This window comes from Comamonas sp. FG99 (assembly GCF_057808605.1).
In genome coordinates, this window is the sequence record NZ_JBMDII010000066.1 from 1 (window position 1) to 14799 (window position 14799).

Annotated in this window: 12 protein-coding genes, 4 tRNA genes and 1 pseudogene; 12 read left to right on the forward strand and 5 right to left on the reverse strand. The window is 65.4% G+C overall.

The features are described from left to right. On the forward strand, nt 1–441 hold a 441-nt coding region (locus ACODRX_RS25145), incomplete at its 5' end, for a DUF2946 family protein (RefSeq protein WP_488874285.1). Nucleotides 442–586: 145 nt separating this feature from the next. On the opposite strand, the gene ACODRX_RS25150 is transcribed toward ACODRX_RS25145, so the two are convergent. The 4 genes from ACODRX_RS25150 to ACODRX_RS25165 all read right to left on the reverse strand — a co-directional run bounded on the left by ACODRX_RS25150 (nt 587) and on the right by ACODRX_RS25165 (nt 7580). Then, nucleotides 587–1444 carry a c-type cytochrome gene (locus tag ACODRX_RS25150; protein WP_488874286.1) on the reverse strand — a complete coding sequence of 286 codons (858 nt, stop codon included), beginning with the start codon at nt 1442–1444 and terminating at the stop codon, nt 587–589. Between the two features lie 195 nt (nt 1445–1639). Beyond that, nucleotides 1640–3091 (reverse strand): efflux transporter outer membrane subunit, encoded by a 1452-nt coding sequence (locus tag ACODRX_RS25155; protein WP_488874287.1) that lies wholly within the window; start codon nt 3089–3091, stop codon nt 1640–1642. Beyond that, a complete protein-coding gene (locus ACODRX_RS25160; RefSeq protein ID WP_488874288.1) occupies nt 3084–6239 on the reverse strand; it encodes an efflux RND transporter permease subunit in 3156 nt (1051 codons plus the stop codon). Before ACODRX_RS25160 ends, ACODRX_RS25155 begins: the two co-directional genes overlap by 8 nt. A gap of 12 nt (nt 6240–6251) precedes the next feature. Further along, nucleotides 6252–7580, reverse strand: coding sequence for an efflux RND transporter periplasmic adaptor subunit (locus ACODRX_RS25165; protein ID WP_488874295.1), 1329 nt, complete (start codon nt 7578–7580; stop codon nt 6252–6254). A gap of 300 nt (nt 7581–7880) precedes the next feature. Between ACODRX_RS25165 and ACODRX_RS25170 the strand changes: the two genes are divergently transcribed. Together ACODRX_RS25170 and ACODRX_RS25175 are read left to right on the forward strand one after the other, a co-directional pair. Continuing rightward, nucleotides 7881–8507, forward strand: coding sequence for a TetR family transcriptional regulator (locus ACODRX_RS25170; RefSeq protein ID WP_488874289.1), 627 nt, complete (start codon nt 7881–7883; stop codon nt 8505–8507). Nucleotides 8508–8606: 99 nt separating this feature from the next. After that, nucleotides 8607–8682, forward strand: a tRNA-Arg gene (locus tag ACODRX_RS25175). Between the two features lie 177 nt (nt 8683–8859). Here the strand turns inward: ACODRX_RS25175 and ACODRX_RS25180 are convergent. Continuing rightward, complete coding sequence (locus ACODRX_RS25180) at nt 8860–9780, reverse strand: LysR family transcriptional regulator (protein ID WP_488874290.1); 921 nt, start codon at nt 9778–9780, stop codon at nt 8860–8862. A 112-nt stretch (nt 9781–9892) separates the two neighbouring features. Between ACODRX_RS25180 and ACODRX_RS25185 the strand changes: the two genes are divergently transcribed. The 9 genes and pseudogenes from ACODRX_RS25185 to ACODRX_RS25225 form a co-directional block, all read left to right on the forward strand. Beyond that, entirely contained in the window at nt 9893–10870 is a 978-nt protein-coding gene (locus tag ACODRX_RS25185; RefSeq protein ID WP_488874291.1) for a Bug family tripartite tricarboxylate transporter substrate binding protein, read from the forward strand. 41 nt (nt 10871–10911) lie between these two features. Then, on the forward strand, nt 10912–12075 hold the full coding sequence (locus ACODRX_RS25190) for a mandelate racemase/muconate lactonizing enzyme family protein (protein WP_488874292.1): 1164 nt from the start codon (nt 10912–10914) through the stop codon (nt 12073–12075). A gap of 628 nt (nt 12076–12703) precedes the next feature. Next, complete coding sequence (locus tag ACODRX_RS25195) at nt 12704–13105, forward strand: single-stranded DNA-binding protein (RefSeq protein ID WP_488874293.1); 402 nt, start codon at nt 12704–12706, stop codon at nt 13103–13105. A 60-nt stretch (nt 13106–13165) separates the two neighbouring features. Continuing rightward, complete coding sequence (locus ACODRX_RS25200) at nt 13166–13534, forward strand: CidA/LrgA family protein (RefSeq protein WP_488874294.1); 369 nt, start codon at nt 13166–13168, stop codon at nt 13532–13534. A gap of 10 nt (nt 13535–13544) precedes the next feature. Continuing rightward, on the forward strand, nt 13545–14240 hold the full coding sequence (locus tag ACODRX_RS25205; RefSeq protein ID WP_488874296.1) for an LrgB family protein: 696 nt from the start codon (nt 13545–13547) through the stop codon (nt 14238–14240). Between the two features lie 77 nt (nt 14241–14317). Next, nucleotides 14318–14403: transfer RNA gene (locus ACODRX_RS25210), tRNA-Tyr, on the forward strand. Nucleotides 14404–14473: 70 nt separating this feature from the next. Beyond that, nucleotides 14474–14547, forward strand: a tRNA-Gly gene (locus ACODRX_RS25215). 27 nt (nt 14548–14574) lie between these two features. Next, a tRNA-Thr gene (locus ACODRX_RS25220) sits at nt 14575–14649 on the forward strand. 74 nt (nt 14650–14723) lie between these two features. Next, nucleotides 14724–14799: pseudogene (locus tag ACODRX_RS25225) on the forward strand (GTP-binding protein); the annotation flags it as partial.

Below are 14799 nucleotides of genomic sequence, written 5' to 3' on the forward strand. Positions count from 1 at the left end.
TTGGGCGGCGGCGCCGGCGCCGGCGCCAGGGGCACGCTGCTGCGCCATGAGAAGCTGGTGGATTTCATAGCCCGCAACTACCTGGCCGAGCCCGATGGCCGCTGGTTCTTCCAGAACGGGCCGCAGCGCGTGTATGTGGAGCTGGAGCTGGCGCCCTGGGTCTGGCGCCTGCGCTGCAGCGCGGGCGCGCTGCAGCTGCACAGCCATACCGGCGCGGCGCTGGACTGCGCCGATGTGCGCGCGGCACTGCTGGATGGGCAGGGGCAGCTGTACCTGCACACGCATCTGGGCCTGGGCTCGGTGCATACGCAGGACATGCTGGACGCCGCCGCCGCGCTGGAGTCGGGCCTGCTGCCGCCGCCCGAAGAGGTCGAGCGCCAGGGCCTGGCCGCGCGCTTCGGCTTTGTGCCCAGCCCGCAGGGCCTGGCTCCGTGCCTGTAGCACGCAACAAAAAGGCCGACACGGGGTCGGCCTGGGTTTCTATCAAAACAGGAGCTGCTGGCGCTTGCTTGGCAATGGATTCAAATAGTTTTTAACCTCAATCGCTTTGCTGGCAAGCGCTGATAGCTCCTGTTTTTGAGTGTGCCTACTTGGAGTGCTCCACCATGTACTCCACCGCGGCGCGCACGTCGTCGTCCGAGGCGCTGGCGCCGCCCTTGGGCGGCATCGCGCCCTTGCCGGTGAGCGCGATCTTGAATACCGTGTCCATGCCTTCGGCGATGCGGGGCGCCCAGGCGGCCTTGTCGCCGAACTTCGGCGCGCCGGCAACGCCAGCCGCATGGCAGACCGCGCAGGTCTGGTCGTACAAGGCTTTGCCGGCGGCAGATGGCGCGGCAGCGGGTGCCGGCGCTGCGGCCACTGCGGGTGCTGCAGCAGGTGCGGGCGCAGCGGCGGCGGCAGGAGCAGGTGCCGGGGCGGCTGCGGCGGCATCTGCCGCCGCACCAGCGGCTGGGCGCTCGGGGATCGGGAACTTGGCGCCAGCGGCATTGGCCATGTAGACCACGCCGCGTGCGATCTCGGTGTCGTCGAAGTCGCCGCCGCCCTGCGGTGCCATCGCCCCCTTGCCGGCCAGCGACGAGTGCACCAGCGCGTCCAGGCCGGTCTTGATGCGGGGGGCCCAGGCGGCGGCGTCCTGGAACTTGGGGGCGCCGGCGGCGCCGGTGGCGTGGCAGGCCGAGCACTGGGCCTTGAACACGTCCTCGCCCGAGCGCAGCGGGCGGTTGGCATCGCGCACTTCGACCGTGCCGATCTTCTGGATGCGGGCGGCCACGGATTTTTCATCGTTGGATGCACCAGCGCCGGGCTTGTTGGCCGAGGTGACATAGGTCACGAGGCCGATGATGGCAAAGACGGGAACCACGAAAGCGCCAATGCTGGCCCACAGCAGCTGCTTGGGGGTTTTGATCGGGCCGGTGTGTGCTTCTTCGTGCTGGATGTCGCTCATTGCGTCCTCAGGAGTATCGGGGTCTTATCGTTCGTTGTAGGCGAGGTGCGATCGATTATATCGACGGCCTCTGTTCCACGACCATGCGGGCAGGCGCGGCGGCGCTTTCCGCCGCAGTCCTGATGCAAGTCATAAAAAAATGGCTCGCCGCATGGTGCAGCGAACCATTGTGCTTCAGAGCAGCCGGATTCGGGCCTATGGTTTGCCAGCAATGGGTTGCGCGGAGCCTACAGTCGCAGTTGCGCCGGCGACAGCGGGCTGCTCGCTCCAGCCGCCGCCCAGGGCCTTGTACAGCAGCACCTGGTTTTGCAGCTGCGCCAGCTGGATCTGCACCGTGGCCTGCTGCAGCGCGAACAGCGAGCGCTGCGCGTCCAGCAGGTCGAGGTAGCTCGCCACGCCGTTGGTGTAGCGCAGGTCGGAGAGCTTCAGGCGCACCGACTCGGCCTCGAGCTGCGCGCGCTGCGCATCCAGCTGGTTGGCCAGCGTGGCGCGGCTCACCAGCGCGTCGGAGACTTCGCGGAACGCGGTCTGGATGGACTTTTCGTACTGGGCCACCGCAATCTTCTTGCCGGCCTCGGCCGCGTCCAGGTTGGCCTGGTTGCGGCCGGCGGTGAAGATCGGCAGGTACAGCGACGGCGCGATGGTAAAGCCCTTGGAGCCGGACTTGAACAGGTCAGACAGCTCGGTGCTGGCGAAGCCCGCCGATGCGGTCAGCGAGATGTTCGGGTAGAACAGCGCGCGCGCCGCGCCGATATTGGCGTTGGCGGCGACCATGGCCTGCTCGGCCTGGCGCACGTCGGGGCGGCGCAGCATCAGCTCGGAGGGCAGGCCGGCGGGCACGTCGGCCAGCGCCGGCAGGTCCGCCAGCTTCTTGCCCTGCAGGCTGCCCAGCAGCTCCTCGGGCAGCGGCTGGCCGACCAGCAGCGTGAGAGCGTTCACGTCCAGCGCGCGCTGGCGCTGCTGCTGCGCCAGCGTGGCGCGGGCGTTCTCGGTGAGCGACTGGGCCTGGCGGAAGTCCAGCTCAGAGGCGGCGCCGGCGTCAAAGCGCAGCTTGGTGAGCTTGATGGACTCCTCGCGCGTGTTCAGCGTGCGGCGCGAGATGTCGAGCAGCTCCTCGTCCGCCTGCAGGCCGAGCCAGGCATTGGCCACCGCGGCCACCAGGCTCACCTGGGCGGCCTTGCGGCCTTCCTCGGTGGCGAGGTACTGCGCCACCGCCTGCTCCTTCAGGCTGGCGAGGCGGCCGAAGAAGTCGATCTCCCAGCTGGGCATGCTCAGGCCGGCGGTGTAGGTGTTGCCGATCTTGCCGGTGGTCTGGCTGGGGCCGCGGGTGGCGGTGAGGCCTGCGCCCACTTCCGGCAGCAGCTTGGATGCCTGGATCTGGTACTGCGCGCGGGCCTGCTCGATGTTCAGCACCGCCACGCGCAGGTCGCGGTTGTTCTCCAGCGCCATCGAGATCAGCTGCTGCAGCCGTGCATCGGTGAAGAAGTTCTGCCACGGGATGTCGGCTGCCGCCGTGGCGTTGGCCTCGGTGGCCACCGGGTAGCTGGCGGCCACCGGCGCGGCCGGCTTGTCGAGCTTGGGGATGAACGAGCAGCCGCTGGCCAGCAGCGCGCTCGCCAGCAGGGTGGGGATGAGTTTCTTAGCCATGGTTGACGCCTCCATGCGTGGCAGTCGGGGCTGCGGCAGGAGCACGTGGCGGCGTTTTGCTGCCGAACAGCTTGCGCACGACCACGAAGAAGACAGGAACGAAGAACACCGCGAGCAGCGTGCCGGTCACCATGCCGCCGAGCACGCCGGTGCCGATGGCGCGCTGGCTGGCCGAGCTCGCGCCCGAGGCCAGCACCAGCGGCACCACGCCCAGGCCGAAGGCCAGCGAGGTCATGATGATCGGGCGGAACCGCAGGTGGGCGGCTTCCAGCGCGGCTTCGATCACGCCCTTGCCTTCGGCCTGCAGGTCCTTGGCGAACTCGATGATCAGGATCGCGTTCTTGGCCGACAGGCCGATCACGGTCACCAGCCCGATCTGGAAGTACACGTCGTTCGAGTACTGGCGCAGCAGCGTGGCCAGCACCACGCCCAGCAGGCCCAGCGGCACCACCAGGATCACCGACAGCGGAATCGACCAGCTTTCGTACAGCGCGGCCAGGCACAGGAACACGGCCAGGATGGCGAATGCGTACAGGTAGAGCGCCTGCGCGCCGGCGAGCTTTTCCTCGCGTGACTGGCCGGTCCATTCGTAGCCGAAGCCGTCGGGCAGCTTGGCCGCGAGCTTTTCCATCTCGGCCATGGCCTCGCCCGAGCTGTGGCCGGGCGCGGCGCCGCCTTCGATGCGCATCGACGGGTAGCCGTTGTAGCGGATGGTCTGCTGCGGGCCCTTGATCCACTTGGTGGTGGCAAAGGTGGACAGCGGCACCGCATCGCCCTTGGAGTTGCGGGCGTTGAGCTGCAGCACGTCTTCCGGCTGCATGCGGGCCGGCGCGTTGGCCTGCACCACCACGCGCTGCAGGCGTCCCTGGTTGGGGAAGTCGTTCACATAGGCCGAACCCAGCGCGGTGGACAGCGCCGCGTTGATGGACGAGAAGTCCACGCCCAGCGCATTCGCCTTGTCGCGGTCGATCACGATCTGCAGCTGCGGCGCGTCTTCCAGGCCATCGGGGCGCACGCCAGCCAGCACCTTGCTCTGCGAGGCCATGCCCAGCAGCATGTTGCGCGCGTTGACCAGGGCCTCGTGGCCGAGGCCGGCGCGGTCCTGCAGGCGGAACGAGAAGCCGGTGGCGTTGCCCAGCTCCGAGATCGGCGGCGGGTTCACCGCGAACACGAAGGCATCGCGGATGCCGCTGAGCAGGCCCATGGTGCGGCCCACCATGCCATCCACCGTCGACTTGGGATCGGTGCGCTCGGACCAGTCCTTCAGCGGCACGAAGGCCAGCGCCGCGTTCTGCCCTTGGCCGGAGAAGCTGAAGCCCACCACGCTGACCATGTTGGCCACCTCGGGCTGCTGCAGCACCGCGTTCTCGACGGTCTTGACCACCTCCAGCGTGCGCTCCTTGGCAGCGCCGGGCGGCAGCTGCATGTTCACGATGTAGTAGCCCTGGTCTTCGCTGGGCAGGAAGGAGGTGGGCAGGTCGCGGAAGATGAGCACCGCCGCCGCGATGATGGCGGCATAGATGCCCAGCATCACGATGGCGCGCTTGAGCATGCGCGACACCCAGCCCTCGTAGCCCTTGGCGGTGCGCGAGAAGCCGCGGTTGAACCAGCCGAAGAAGCCCTTCTTCTCATGGTGGTGGCCCGCCTCCACCGGCTTGAGCAAGGTGGCGCACAGCGCGGGCGTCAGCGTCAGCGCCATGAACGCCGAAAAGGCGATCGACGCGACCATCACCACCGAGAACTGGCGGTAGATGTTGCCGGTGGAGCCCGAGAAGAAGGCCAGCGGAATGAACACCGCGATCAGCACCAGGGTCACGCCCACGATGGCGCCCGAGATCTGGCCCATGGCCTTGTGCGCGGCCTCGCGCGGCGCCAGGCCCTCTTCGGACATGATGCGCTCGACGTTCTCCACCACGATGATGGCGTCGTCCACCACGATGCCGATCACCAGCACCATGCCGAACATGGCCAGCACGTTGATCGACAGCCCGGCGGCCAGCATCACGCCGAAGGTACCCAGCAGCGCGATCGGCACCACGATGGTCGGGATCAGCGTATAGCGCCAGTTCTGCAGGAACAGGAACATCACCAGGAACACCAGCGCGATCGCCTCGAACAGCGTGTGCGCCACCTTCTCGATGGAGATGCCCACGAACTTGGAGCTGTCGTAGGGCACGCTGTACTTCACGCCCTGGGGAAAGTACTTTTGCAGCTCCTCCATGCGCGCATGCACCGCCTTCGATGTGGCCAGCGCATTGCCGCTGGGCGTGAGCTGCACGCCGATGCCGACCGCGTCCTTGCCGTTGAGGCGGGCGCCGGTGGCATAGGTCTGGCCGCCCAGCTCCACGGTCGCCACGTCCTTGAGGCGCACGGTCGAGCCATCGACGTTCGCGCGCAGCACGATGTTCCCGAACTCCGACACGGTGGACAGCTGGCCGCGCACCGTCACCGTGGCGGCCACCTTCTGGCCGGTGATGTTGGGCAGGTCGCCGATGGTGCCGCTGGCCACCTGGGCGTTCTGGTTGCGGATGGCGGTCAGCACGTCTTCGGCCGACAGGTTGTAGCCGCGCAGCTTGGCCGGGTCGAACCAGATGCGCATGGCCTTTTCCGAGCCGAACAGCTGTGCCTGGCCGACGCCGGCCAGGCGCTGGATCTCGGGCACGATGTTGCGCGACGCATAGTCGCCCAGCGCGGTCGGGTCGAACGCCGGATCGTCGGAGGACAGCATCACGAACAGCAGGAAGTTCTTCGCCGCCTTGTCCACGCGCACGCCCTGCTGCGTCACCGAGGAGGGCAGGCGTGGTGTGGCACGCGAGAGGCGGTTTTGCACGTCCACCTGCGCCAGGTCCTCGTTGGTGCCGGGCTCAAAGCTGATGGTAATGCTGCCGGTGCCGTCGGCCTGGGCCACCGACTCCATGTACACCATGCCGGGCGAGCCGTTCATCTCGCGCTCGATCACCGATAGCACGCTGTCCTCCAGCACCTGCGCAGAGGCGCCGGGGTAGGCGGTGTTGATGACGATCGCGGGCGGCGCCACCTTGGGGTACTGCGCGATCGGCAGCCGGGTCATCGCCAGCGCACCGATCACGATGATGAACAGGGCGACCACCCAGGCAAAGATAGGTCGATCAATAAAAAACTTGGCCATAGAAGGGGCCTCTTACTTCTTGGTTTCAGCGTTGCCATCGGCCGCCGCGGCAGCGGGCGCAGCAGCAGCGCCGGCCGCGGGCTTGGCCGCGTCCTTGCCGGCTGCGGCGGGCGCCTGCGCCGGCGCGCTGCTGCTCGGACTCCATTCCACCGGCTTGACCGGAACGCCGGGCGGCATCATCTGCAGCTTCTGGAAGCCGTCGACCTGCACCTTCTCGCCGGCCTTCAGGCCGTCGGTCACGATCCACTGGTTGTCCTTGGAGCCGTTGATGGTGATGTTGCGCTTGGTGATCTTGCCGTCGTCGCCGACGATGCTCACCGAATTACCCTGCTCGGTGCGGGTGACCGCCTGCTGCGGCAGCAAGATGGCATTGCTGAGCTGGGCCTGCTCGATGCGCACGCGCACATACAGGCCCGGCAGCAGCGCCGCCTGCGGGTTGGGCACCTCGGCGCGCAGCGTCACCTGGCCCGAGCTCGGGTCCACCGTCAGGTCGGTGAACAGCAGCTTGCCGTCATTGCTGTAGGGCGTGCCGTCGCTCATCAGGATCTTCACCTTGGCGGCCTCGGTGCCGGGCGCCTTCTGCAGCTTGCCCTCCTGCAGCGCACGGCGCAGGCGGAAGACATCGTCCGACGACTGGGTGAAGTTCACATAGATCGGGTTGATCTGCTGGATCACCGCGAGCTGCGTGGCCTCGCCCTGGCCGACCAGCGCGCCTTCGGTCACCAGCGCGCGGCCAATGCGGCCGGCGATCGGCGCGGTCACCGTGGCGTAGCCCAGGTTGATCCTGGCGGTGGTCACCGAAGCCCTGGCGGCGGCGACATCGGCGGCGGCCTGCTTCTGCGCCGCCTCGGCGTTCACAAAGTCCTGCTTGCTGATGGCGTTGGCGGCCACCAGCGGCTTGTAGCGGTTGAGCAGTGCGTTGGCCTGGGCCAGGTTGGCCTCGGCGCGCTGCAGGCTGGCCTTGGCGCTGTCCGCGGCGGCGGCATACGGCGCCGCATCGATCTGGAACAGGGTCTGGCCGGCCTTGACATCGCTGCCTTCCTGGAACAGGCGCTTTTGCAGGATGCCGGCGCTGCGCGCGCGCACCTGCGCCACGCGGTAGGCCTCGAGGCGGCCGGGAAGCTCGGTCACCAGCGATACCTCCTGGGGCTTGGCGGTGACCACGCCCACCTCGACCGCCGGGGCGCCGCCGCCGGCGGGCGCATGGGCGGCTTCTTCCTTCTTGCCGCAGGCCGCCAGCGCCACGGCGGCCATCAAGGTCAATCCCAGCGCCAGCGAGCGCGAAGGGCTGGCCGCAGCGGCAGTTTGACGACCTTCAGAAGCGCGGGTGTCTTCATACATGGATCGCATGAAAGTCCTTCCGGTATGTTGTACGAAACGAAACGGGTGGTGCCGGGATGGCGAGGCGCATCGTGCCCGGCGTCAAAGCAATTGCAGGCCTGCCAGCGTATCGGATTTTTGTTCTGGACCGATGGCTGGTGCCGGCTGGTTCGGTGGTCTGGATCGCGAGAGTATCTGATTCCCCAGAAAATTGCTGCGCCATTATACATACATGCATAAATGTATAATTAACCGATGAGCTTGCACTGGCATTCATGGCCTTGTCGCCCGGATGCCATCTGCTCGCATGAAGGAGATGACATGGCTCGACGAACCAAAGCGGAGGCGGACGAGACCCGCAGCCGGCTGCTCGACGCCGCGGAGCAGGTTTTTTATGAGAAGGGCGTGGCCCGCGCGTCGCTCAACGAGATCGCGCAGCACGCGGGTGCCACGCGCGGCGCGGTGTACTGGCACTTCAAGGACAAGGTCGATGTCTTCCTGTCCATGCTGGACCGCATCTGCATGCCGTTCGACGAGGTGTGCGCCAACCACTGCAACAGCCTATCGCCGCTGGAGGGCATCCGCCACTCCATCCGTTCGGTGTTCGAGAGCATGGATGGCGATCAGCGCCGCCTGCGCATCTTCGACACCGCGCTGTTCAAGATGGAATACGTGGGCGAGTTGGAGAGCGTGCGTGCGCGCCATATAGAAAGCGCGCGCGGCAACCAGGAGCAGTTCGCCCGGGCCATCGCGCAGGCGGCGCAGGAGCAGGCGCTGCAACTGCCCGTATCGCCGGCCGACGCCGCCCTGGGCCTGCATTCGCTCTTCGTGGGGCTGATACATGGCTGGGTGCTCAATGGCGGCAGCTTCCTCATCGCACCCGTGGGCGCCGCCGCCGTCGATGCCTATCTGAAGGGGCTGGGATTCCGCCTCGATGCCAAGGCCTGACGGCCCCGCCGCCGTCAAGTTACCCGGCCTGGGCCGGATGGCATGCCAGCCGTGCGATAATCCCGAGCTGCATGGTTTGCCGGCAAGGCAAGCCACCTAGCGGCTGTAGCTCAGTGGATAGAGTATTGGCCTCCGAAGCCAAGGGTCGTGGGTTCGATCCCCGCCAGCCGCACCACCCGACTATCTCAGATAGTCTCGGAATCTCTCAAAACCCGCATGCTTCCTGGCATCGCGGGTTTTTTGTTGTCTGGCGTGGTCTCGGATGTGCTCTGGGCATGTCGGCAAATTGTTGGCGCTTTTGTTGGCATATCCCATGCCGGTATTCAGTGGATCGAGTTTGGTAGGGCTGCGTTCAAGCCATGCTCTTTTGCCCTGAGGCACGCAGCGCAGTGCTTAGATAGTCCACGAAAGCGGTCACGCGGCGTGCTTGCTGGTGGCGCGGAGGAAACACGGCATAGATGTCCGCGGGCGGGGTGGTGTACTGCTGGAGCACTTGGCGCAGCCTGCCGCTTTGCAGGTATTTCTGGATGTCCCACTCGGCGCGCATCAGGATGCCGTGGCCGTCCAGCGCCCAGGCCACTGCTATGTCCCCGTCGTTGGTGACCATGGCTTCGGAAATCTTGACGGACACGGTCTGCCCTTGCCTGCTCAGGCGCCAGGTGCCATAGGCATCCTGGCCGTGGTGGATGCTGATGCATTGGTGCCGGCTCAGATCCGAGGGAGCGCGCGGGATTCCATGCTGCTCCAGGTAGGCCGGCGATGCGCACAGCAGGCGCCGGTTGTCCGCCACCTTGCGCGCAATGACGCGCGCATCCGGCGGTTCGCCGAACCGTATGCACACATCGTAGGCATCGTCAGTCAGGGCAGGCGGCGTGACGGAGAGATGGAATTGCACCTGGACTTTGGGATAGGTCTTGCGAAAGCGCGAGATGACCGGCGCGATGTGGCTGCGCCCGAACCCCAGGGTGGCATTCACGCGCAGCAGACCCTGAGGTTCTGCGACGGACTGCCGCAACTGCAATTCCATCTCCTCGATCTCTGCCAGGATGCGCCGCGCCTGCAGCAGGTACTCCTCGCCTTCGGGCGTCAGCATGTTGCGCCGCGTGGTCCGGGTCAGCAGTGTGACGCCCAGCCGCGCCTCAAGCAATGCCAGCTTGCGGCTGACTGCGGGTGTGGTGAGCCCCAGCTGCCTGGCCGTGGCAGTCAGGCTGCCGCAGCGCACCAGCAAATGGAAGAAGGCCATCTCCGACGATGCGGGCGAGAGTTCTTGCATTGTTCAATCAGATTAAAGAATGGTGTAATTTTCAGCAGATTATTCAGAGTTGTTTGCCTCGTAAAGTGAATTGCCGCACGCCGCTGTGGCAGCAAAAACCCAGGAGACAAACATGCAAACTCCCACCTTGCGGTGGACCCGACGATCCGCTGCACTCTTTCTGGCCACCCTGCCTTTCGCAGCTTCGGCGCAGACCTATCCCGCCAAACCCGTCACCGTCGTGATCCCCTATTCGCCGGGAGGCACGACCGACATCATCGGCTGGTTGATCGCACAGTCCCTGGCCAGCTCCACGGGCAAGGCCTTCGTGGCCGAGAACAAGGGCGGCGGCAGCACCACGATCGCGACCGGCCTGGTGGCCAAGGCGCCGCCGGACGGGTACACGCTGCTGGCCAATGAGATGACCCAGACCATCATCCCCGCGCTGTTTCCCAAGCTGAACTTCGATCCCATCAAGGATTTGACCCCCATCACGGTGTTTGCCGAGGCGCCCTATGTGCTGGTGGTCAATGCGGGTGTCCAGGCGAACAGCATGCGCGAGCTGGTTGAGCTGGCCAAGGCCAATCCCGGCAAGCTCAATTTCGCGTCGGGCGGTGCCGGTAGTGGGCCGCATATTGCGGGCGAGCTGTTGAAATCGGTCGCGGGCATCGACATGACGCATGTGCCATACAAGGGCTCCGGGCCTGCCGTGGCCGATCTCCTGAGTGGCCAGGTGGACGTGCTCATCACAGCCGCTCCCACGGTGGCTGCCCAGATGGGTTCGGGGCGCATGCGTCCGCTGGCGGTAGCGCACACCAAGCGTCTGTCGTCGCTGCCGCAGGTGCCGACCTCGGCCGAAGCCGGCTATCCCGATTTCCGCATCGCCAACTGGTTCGGTCTTGCTGCGCCCAAGAACACGCCGGCGCAGGTGATCAGCTACCTGCATGCACAGGTGCAGCAGGTAATCCAGAAGCCGCAAGTGCAGGAGCGCTTGATGGCCAATGGCGCCGATCCTGTGTTCATGTCTTCTGGCGAAGCGGCCCGGCACATTGAGGCCGAGGCGGCCCGCTGGGGCGCTCTGGTGAACAAGGCCAAGATCAAGCTGGACTGATTTTCCATCGTCCCAACCATGCATCAATCAAGAAGCAAGCCATGAAAATCCGCAAAGTCGAGCCCTTGCACGTGGGGCAATTCATGTTCGTGCGCATCACCACGGACGACGGCACCGTCGGCTACGGTGAAGCCGGCACCTGGGGGCATATCGAGGCCGCTGGCGTTTGCATCAAGCGTTTTGCCGAGTATCTGGAAGGCAAGGACGCGTTCGCCATCGAGCATCACTGGAATGTGATGCACCGCTTCAGCTATTTCACCGGCCTGGCTGAAAATGCCGCGATCTCGGCCATCGACATCGCCCTATGGGATATCAAGGGTAAGGCCTTGGGGGTGCCGATTTACGAACTGCTGGGCGGCGCGGCGCGCACCAAGGCGCGCATCTATGGCCACATCTACGAGCACAGCATTGAGAAAATGCTGCTCGAATGCCAGGCGAAGATGGAGGCCGGCTTTAATGCATTCGGCCACCTCAATCCTTTCCTGGATGAGGGCAATGACCAGGTGTATTTCAAAACGCACATCAAGAAAATGCGCGATGCGATCGAGAACACGCAGCGCATGCGTGAGGTTGTCGGCGACCGCGTGGATCTGCTGATCGAGATCCATCGCCGCCTCACGCCGGCGGAGGCGATCGTGTTTGCCCGCGGCATCGAGCATACGCATCCTATGTTCATCGAGGACCCGATCCGCCCGGAAGGCCCGGACGGCATGGCGCGCGTGGCAGAGAAGATTGCCATTCCCATCGCCACAGGCGAGCGCTTTGCAAACATCTACGAGTTCCAGACCCTCATGGCCCGCGGCGGGGTCGAGTATGCGCGGGTGGACCTGTGCCTGTGCGGCGGTATCACAGGGGCCAAGAAAGTGGCGGCGATTGCCGAAGCACACCATGTCCAGGTTGTGCCTCACAACCCGCTGTCGCCTATTGGGCTGGCTGCATGCCTGCAGCTGGACGCTGCCATCCCGAACTTCGCCATCCAGGAATACGCCACGGGCTTTGAGGCCGGCATCTTCGAGTCGCGCCCTGAGCACCTGGGCAGCAACATCGTGGACCAGGTACCTCGGCCCCTCAACGGCTTCGTGGATATTCCCTCGGGCCCGGGCCTGGGCATGAACCTGCTGCCCGATGCGCAGAAGATCCGTCCGCCCCTGGTCAAGCCCATTACCATGCGGCCGCATTTTGACGGCTTTGTGGTCGATCAATAACTGGCATTTCGCGCCAGCGATCCAGCGCCGCCGCTTGGCTGTGAACAACCTGCCCAAGAGGCTGCTCGCGGAGGCGGCCTGCGGTGCAAGGCGCCGAGCCCGCAGGCGCCGGTCTTCGAGCGTTGGTAAGGTTTTTTCGCTTTTGAGATCCTTGTCCGCCGAAATTTTCCATAATCCATTGGTTTTCAAGATCTTTTATTTCCTGGCAGCTGCTGCGCCTTGTCGCCGCAAACAAGCCGGCGAAGCTGGCGGGAGCTGCAAGGCGGCGCGATGCAGCTTGTCGGCTAGAGTGGGTGCTGGCGGCCGGTGGGCATCTGTGCCAGCATTGGCCATGCCATTCCCTGCGATGGCGATGCTGCTGATTCTTGATGGCTGTGAGCCATTGGGTTCTGGCAGCCGATGGGTGAAAACCAATATGGCCAGACACTGGCGGACTATGGCATCACCAGGGACAGCACCGTGCACTTGGTGCTCCATGGCGAGGCTGTTTCGGCACAGGCCACTCCAGCGCTTTCCCCTCTGGGCAGCGCCGGAGCAGCCGTGCTGCTGGGCCTTGCGGCGGTCTTGCACAGGCGCCGCGCTCTTGGCTCCTGTGCATAAGCCGCAAGGCCGAACAAGGGGAATTGCGATGATCGACGGATTGGTGATGGGGCGCATTCATGGGCAGCCGGCCGAGCGCACCAGCAAGACCGGCAAGCCCTTCGCCATTGCCAAGGTGCGGGCCGCGGCGGGCGATGGCGAAAGCCTGTTCGTGAACGTGATCGCCTTCGACGATGCGCCGGTGGCCGCGCTGCTGGGGCTGGGCGATGGCGACAGCGTGGCCTTGTCCGGCAGCCTCACGCCCAAGGTGTGGGTGGACCGAGAAGGCCAGCATCGGCCCAGCCTGGACATGGTGGCGCACCAGGTGCTGACCTCCTACCATGTCGCGCACCGGCGCCGTGCGGTCCGCGGCGCGGAAGGCCAGCGTGGCACCGGCCCTGCCGGCGCGCAGCCAGATGGGCTGGATGACGGCCGGCCGCTGGATTTCTGATGCCGGCCATGGGTTGCGCACCGTGCCCGTGCGGCATGCGAATGCCCCGACAATGCGGCCATGATCAAAGCTGTCGCACTACTGTTTGGCTTGCAGTGGCTGGGTGAGGTGCTCGCCCGGCTGCTGCATCTGCCCATCCCCGGCTCCCTGGCGGGGACCTTGCTGCTGCTGGCATTGCTGGTGGCCTGGCGCCGGATTCCCGATTGGCTGCAGTCGGCCACCCAGGCAATGCTGCCGCACATGATGCTGGTGTTCATTCCCACGGTTGCCGGTGTGATGGTGCAGCAAGAGCGCATCCGCGCGGAATGGCTGCCCTTTCTGGCCGCCTGCGTGCTGGGGGCGGTAGTCACCCTGGCGGCCACCGCGCTCACCATGCGTTGGGCCATGCGGCTGCAGTCCCGCGCAGGCTCGGGGGTGCGCGGTGTCTGAGTGGCTGGCCATGCATGTGCTGCGCGGCTCTGCGGCCGTATGGGTGGCGCTGACGGCGATCATCTACCTGTTGGCGCAGCAGCTCTATATAAGAGCGGGCTCCAGGCCGGTGCTGATACCGGTGTTGACGGGCGTGCTCATGGTGGTCGGCGTGCTGAGCTGCTTTGGCGTGCCCTACGACGAGTACTACCGGGGCGTTGCCTTTCTCAATGCGCTGATCGGCCCGGTCACGGTGGCGCTGGCGGTGCCGCTGTATGCGCAGTGGCCGCGCCTGCGCCAGCTGTGGCTGCCGATCACGCTGGCGGTGCTGGTGGGCGGCTCGGTGGGGATTGCGTCCGCGGTGGGGATTGCCTGGCTGTTTGCCGGCAGCGCCGAGATCATGATGTCGGTCGCGCCGAAGTCGGCCACGATACCGATAGCCACGGCAGTGGCCGCGGAGTTCGGCGGCGTGGCATCGCTGGCCGCGGTGGCGGTGGCCATCACCGGGATCGTGGGAGTCATCGTGGCCGATCCGGTGCTGCGCATGCTGCGGATCGGGGATGCGGCCACGCGCGGCGTGGCCGTCGGGCTCACGGCGCATGCCATCGGCACCGCGCGCGAGATCCAGCGCAGCCCAGAATCCGCGGGCTTTGCGGCGCTGGCCATGGCGCTCAACGGAATCGCCACCGCGCTGCTGATGCCGGTGCTGGTCGGTATGATGAAGTGAGCGCGGCACAAAGAAGTGCGAAATAGGGCAAGTTCTTCAAAAGCCCAAAAAACGATGCTACAATCTAATTCTTCTTCGGAGGGGTGCCCGAGTGGCTAAAGGGGGCAGACTGTAAATCTGTTGGCTTACGCCTACACTGGTTCGAATCCAGTCCCCTCCACCAGTAATGGTAGAAGAAGAGCCTAACGGCGGCAATGGCGTGCATGCATGGCGTGATGTGTGTACGAGGTTGTGCGGGAGTAGTTCAATGGTAGAACCCTAGCCTTCCAAGCTAATGACGCGGGTTCGATTCCCGTCTCCCGCTCCAGCGCTGCGTTAGTGTTGTTTGGTTTTCGCCCATGTGGCTCAGTGGTAGAGCACTCCCTTGGTAAGGGAGAGGTCGGCAGTTCGATCCTGCCCATGGGCACCACATATAAAAGTGTGCGCACGGTTCTGGTTGCGCTTCAATCTCTTCATAAGATTTAGGTTTTTTCGGAGTCGAAAATGGCAAAAGGAAAATTCGAGCGCACCAAGCCCCACGTGAACGTGGGCACGATCGGTCACGTGGACCACGGCAAGA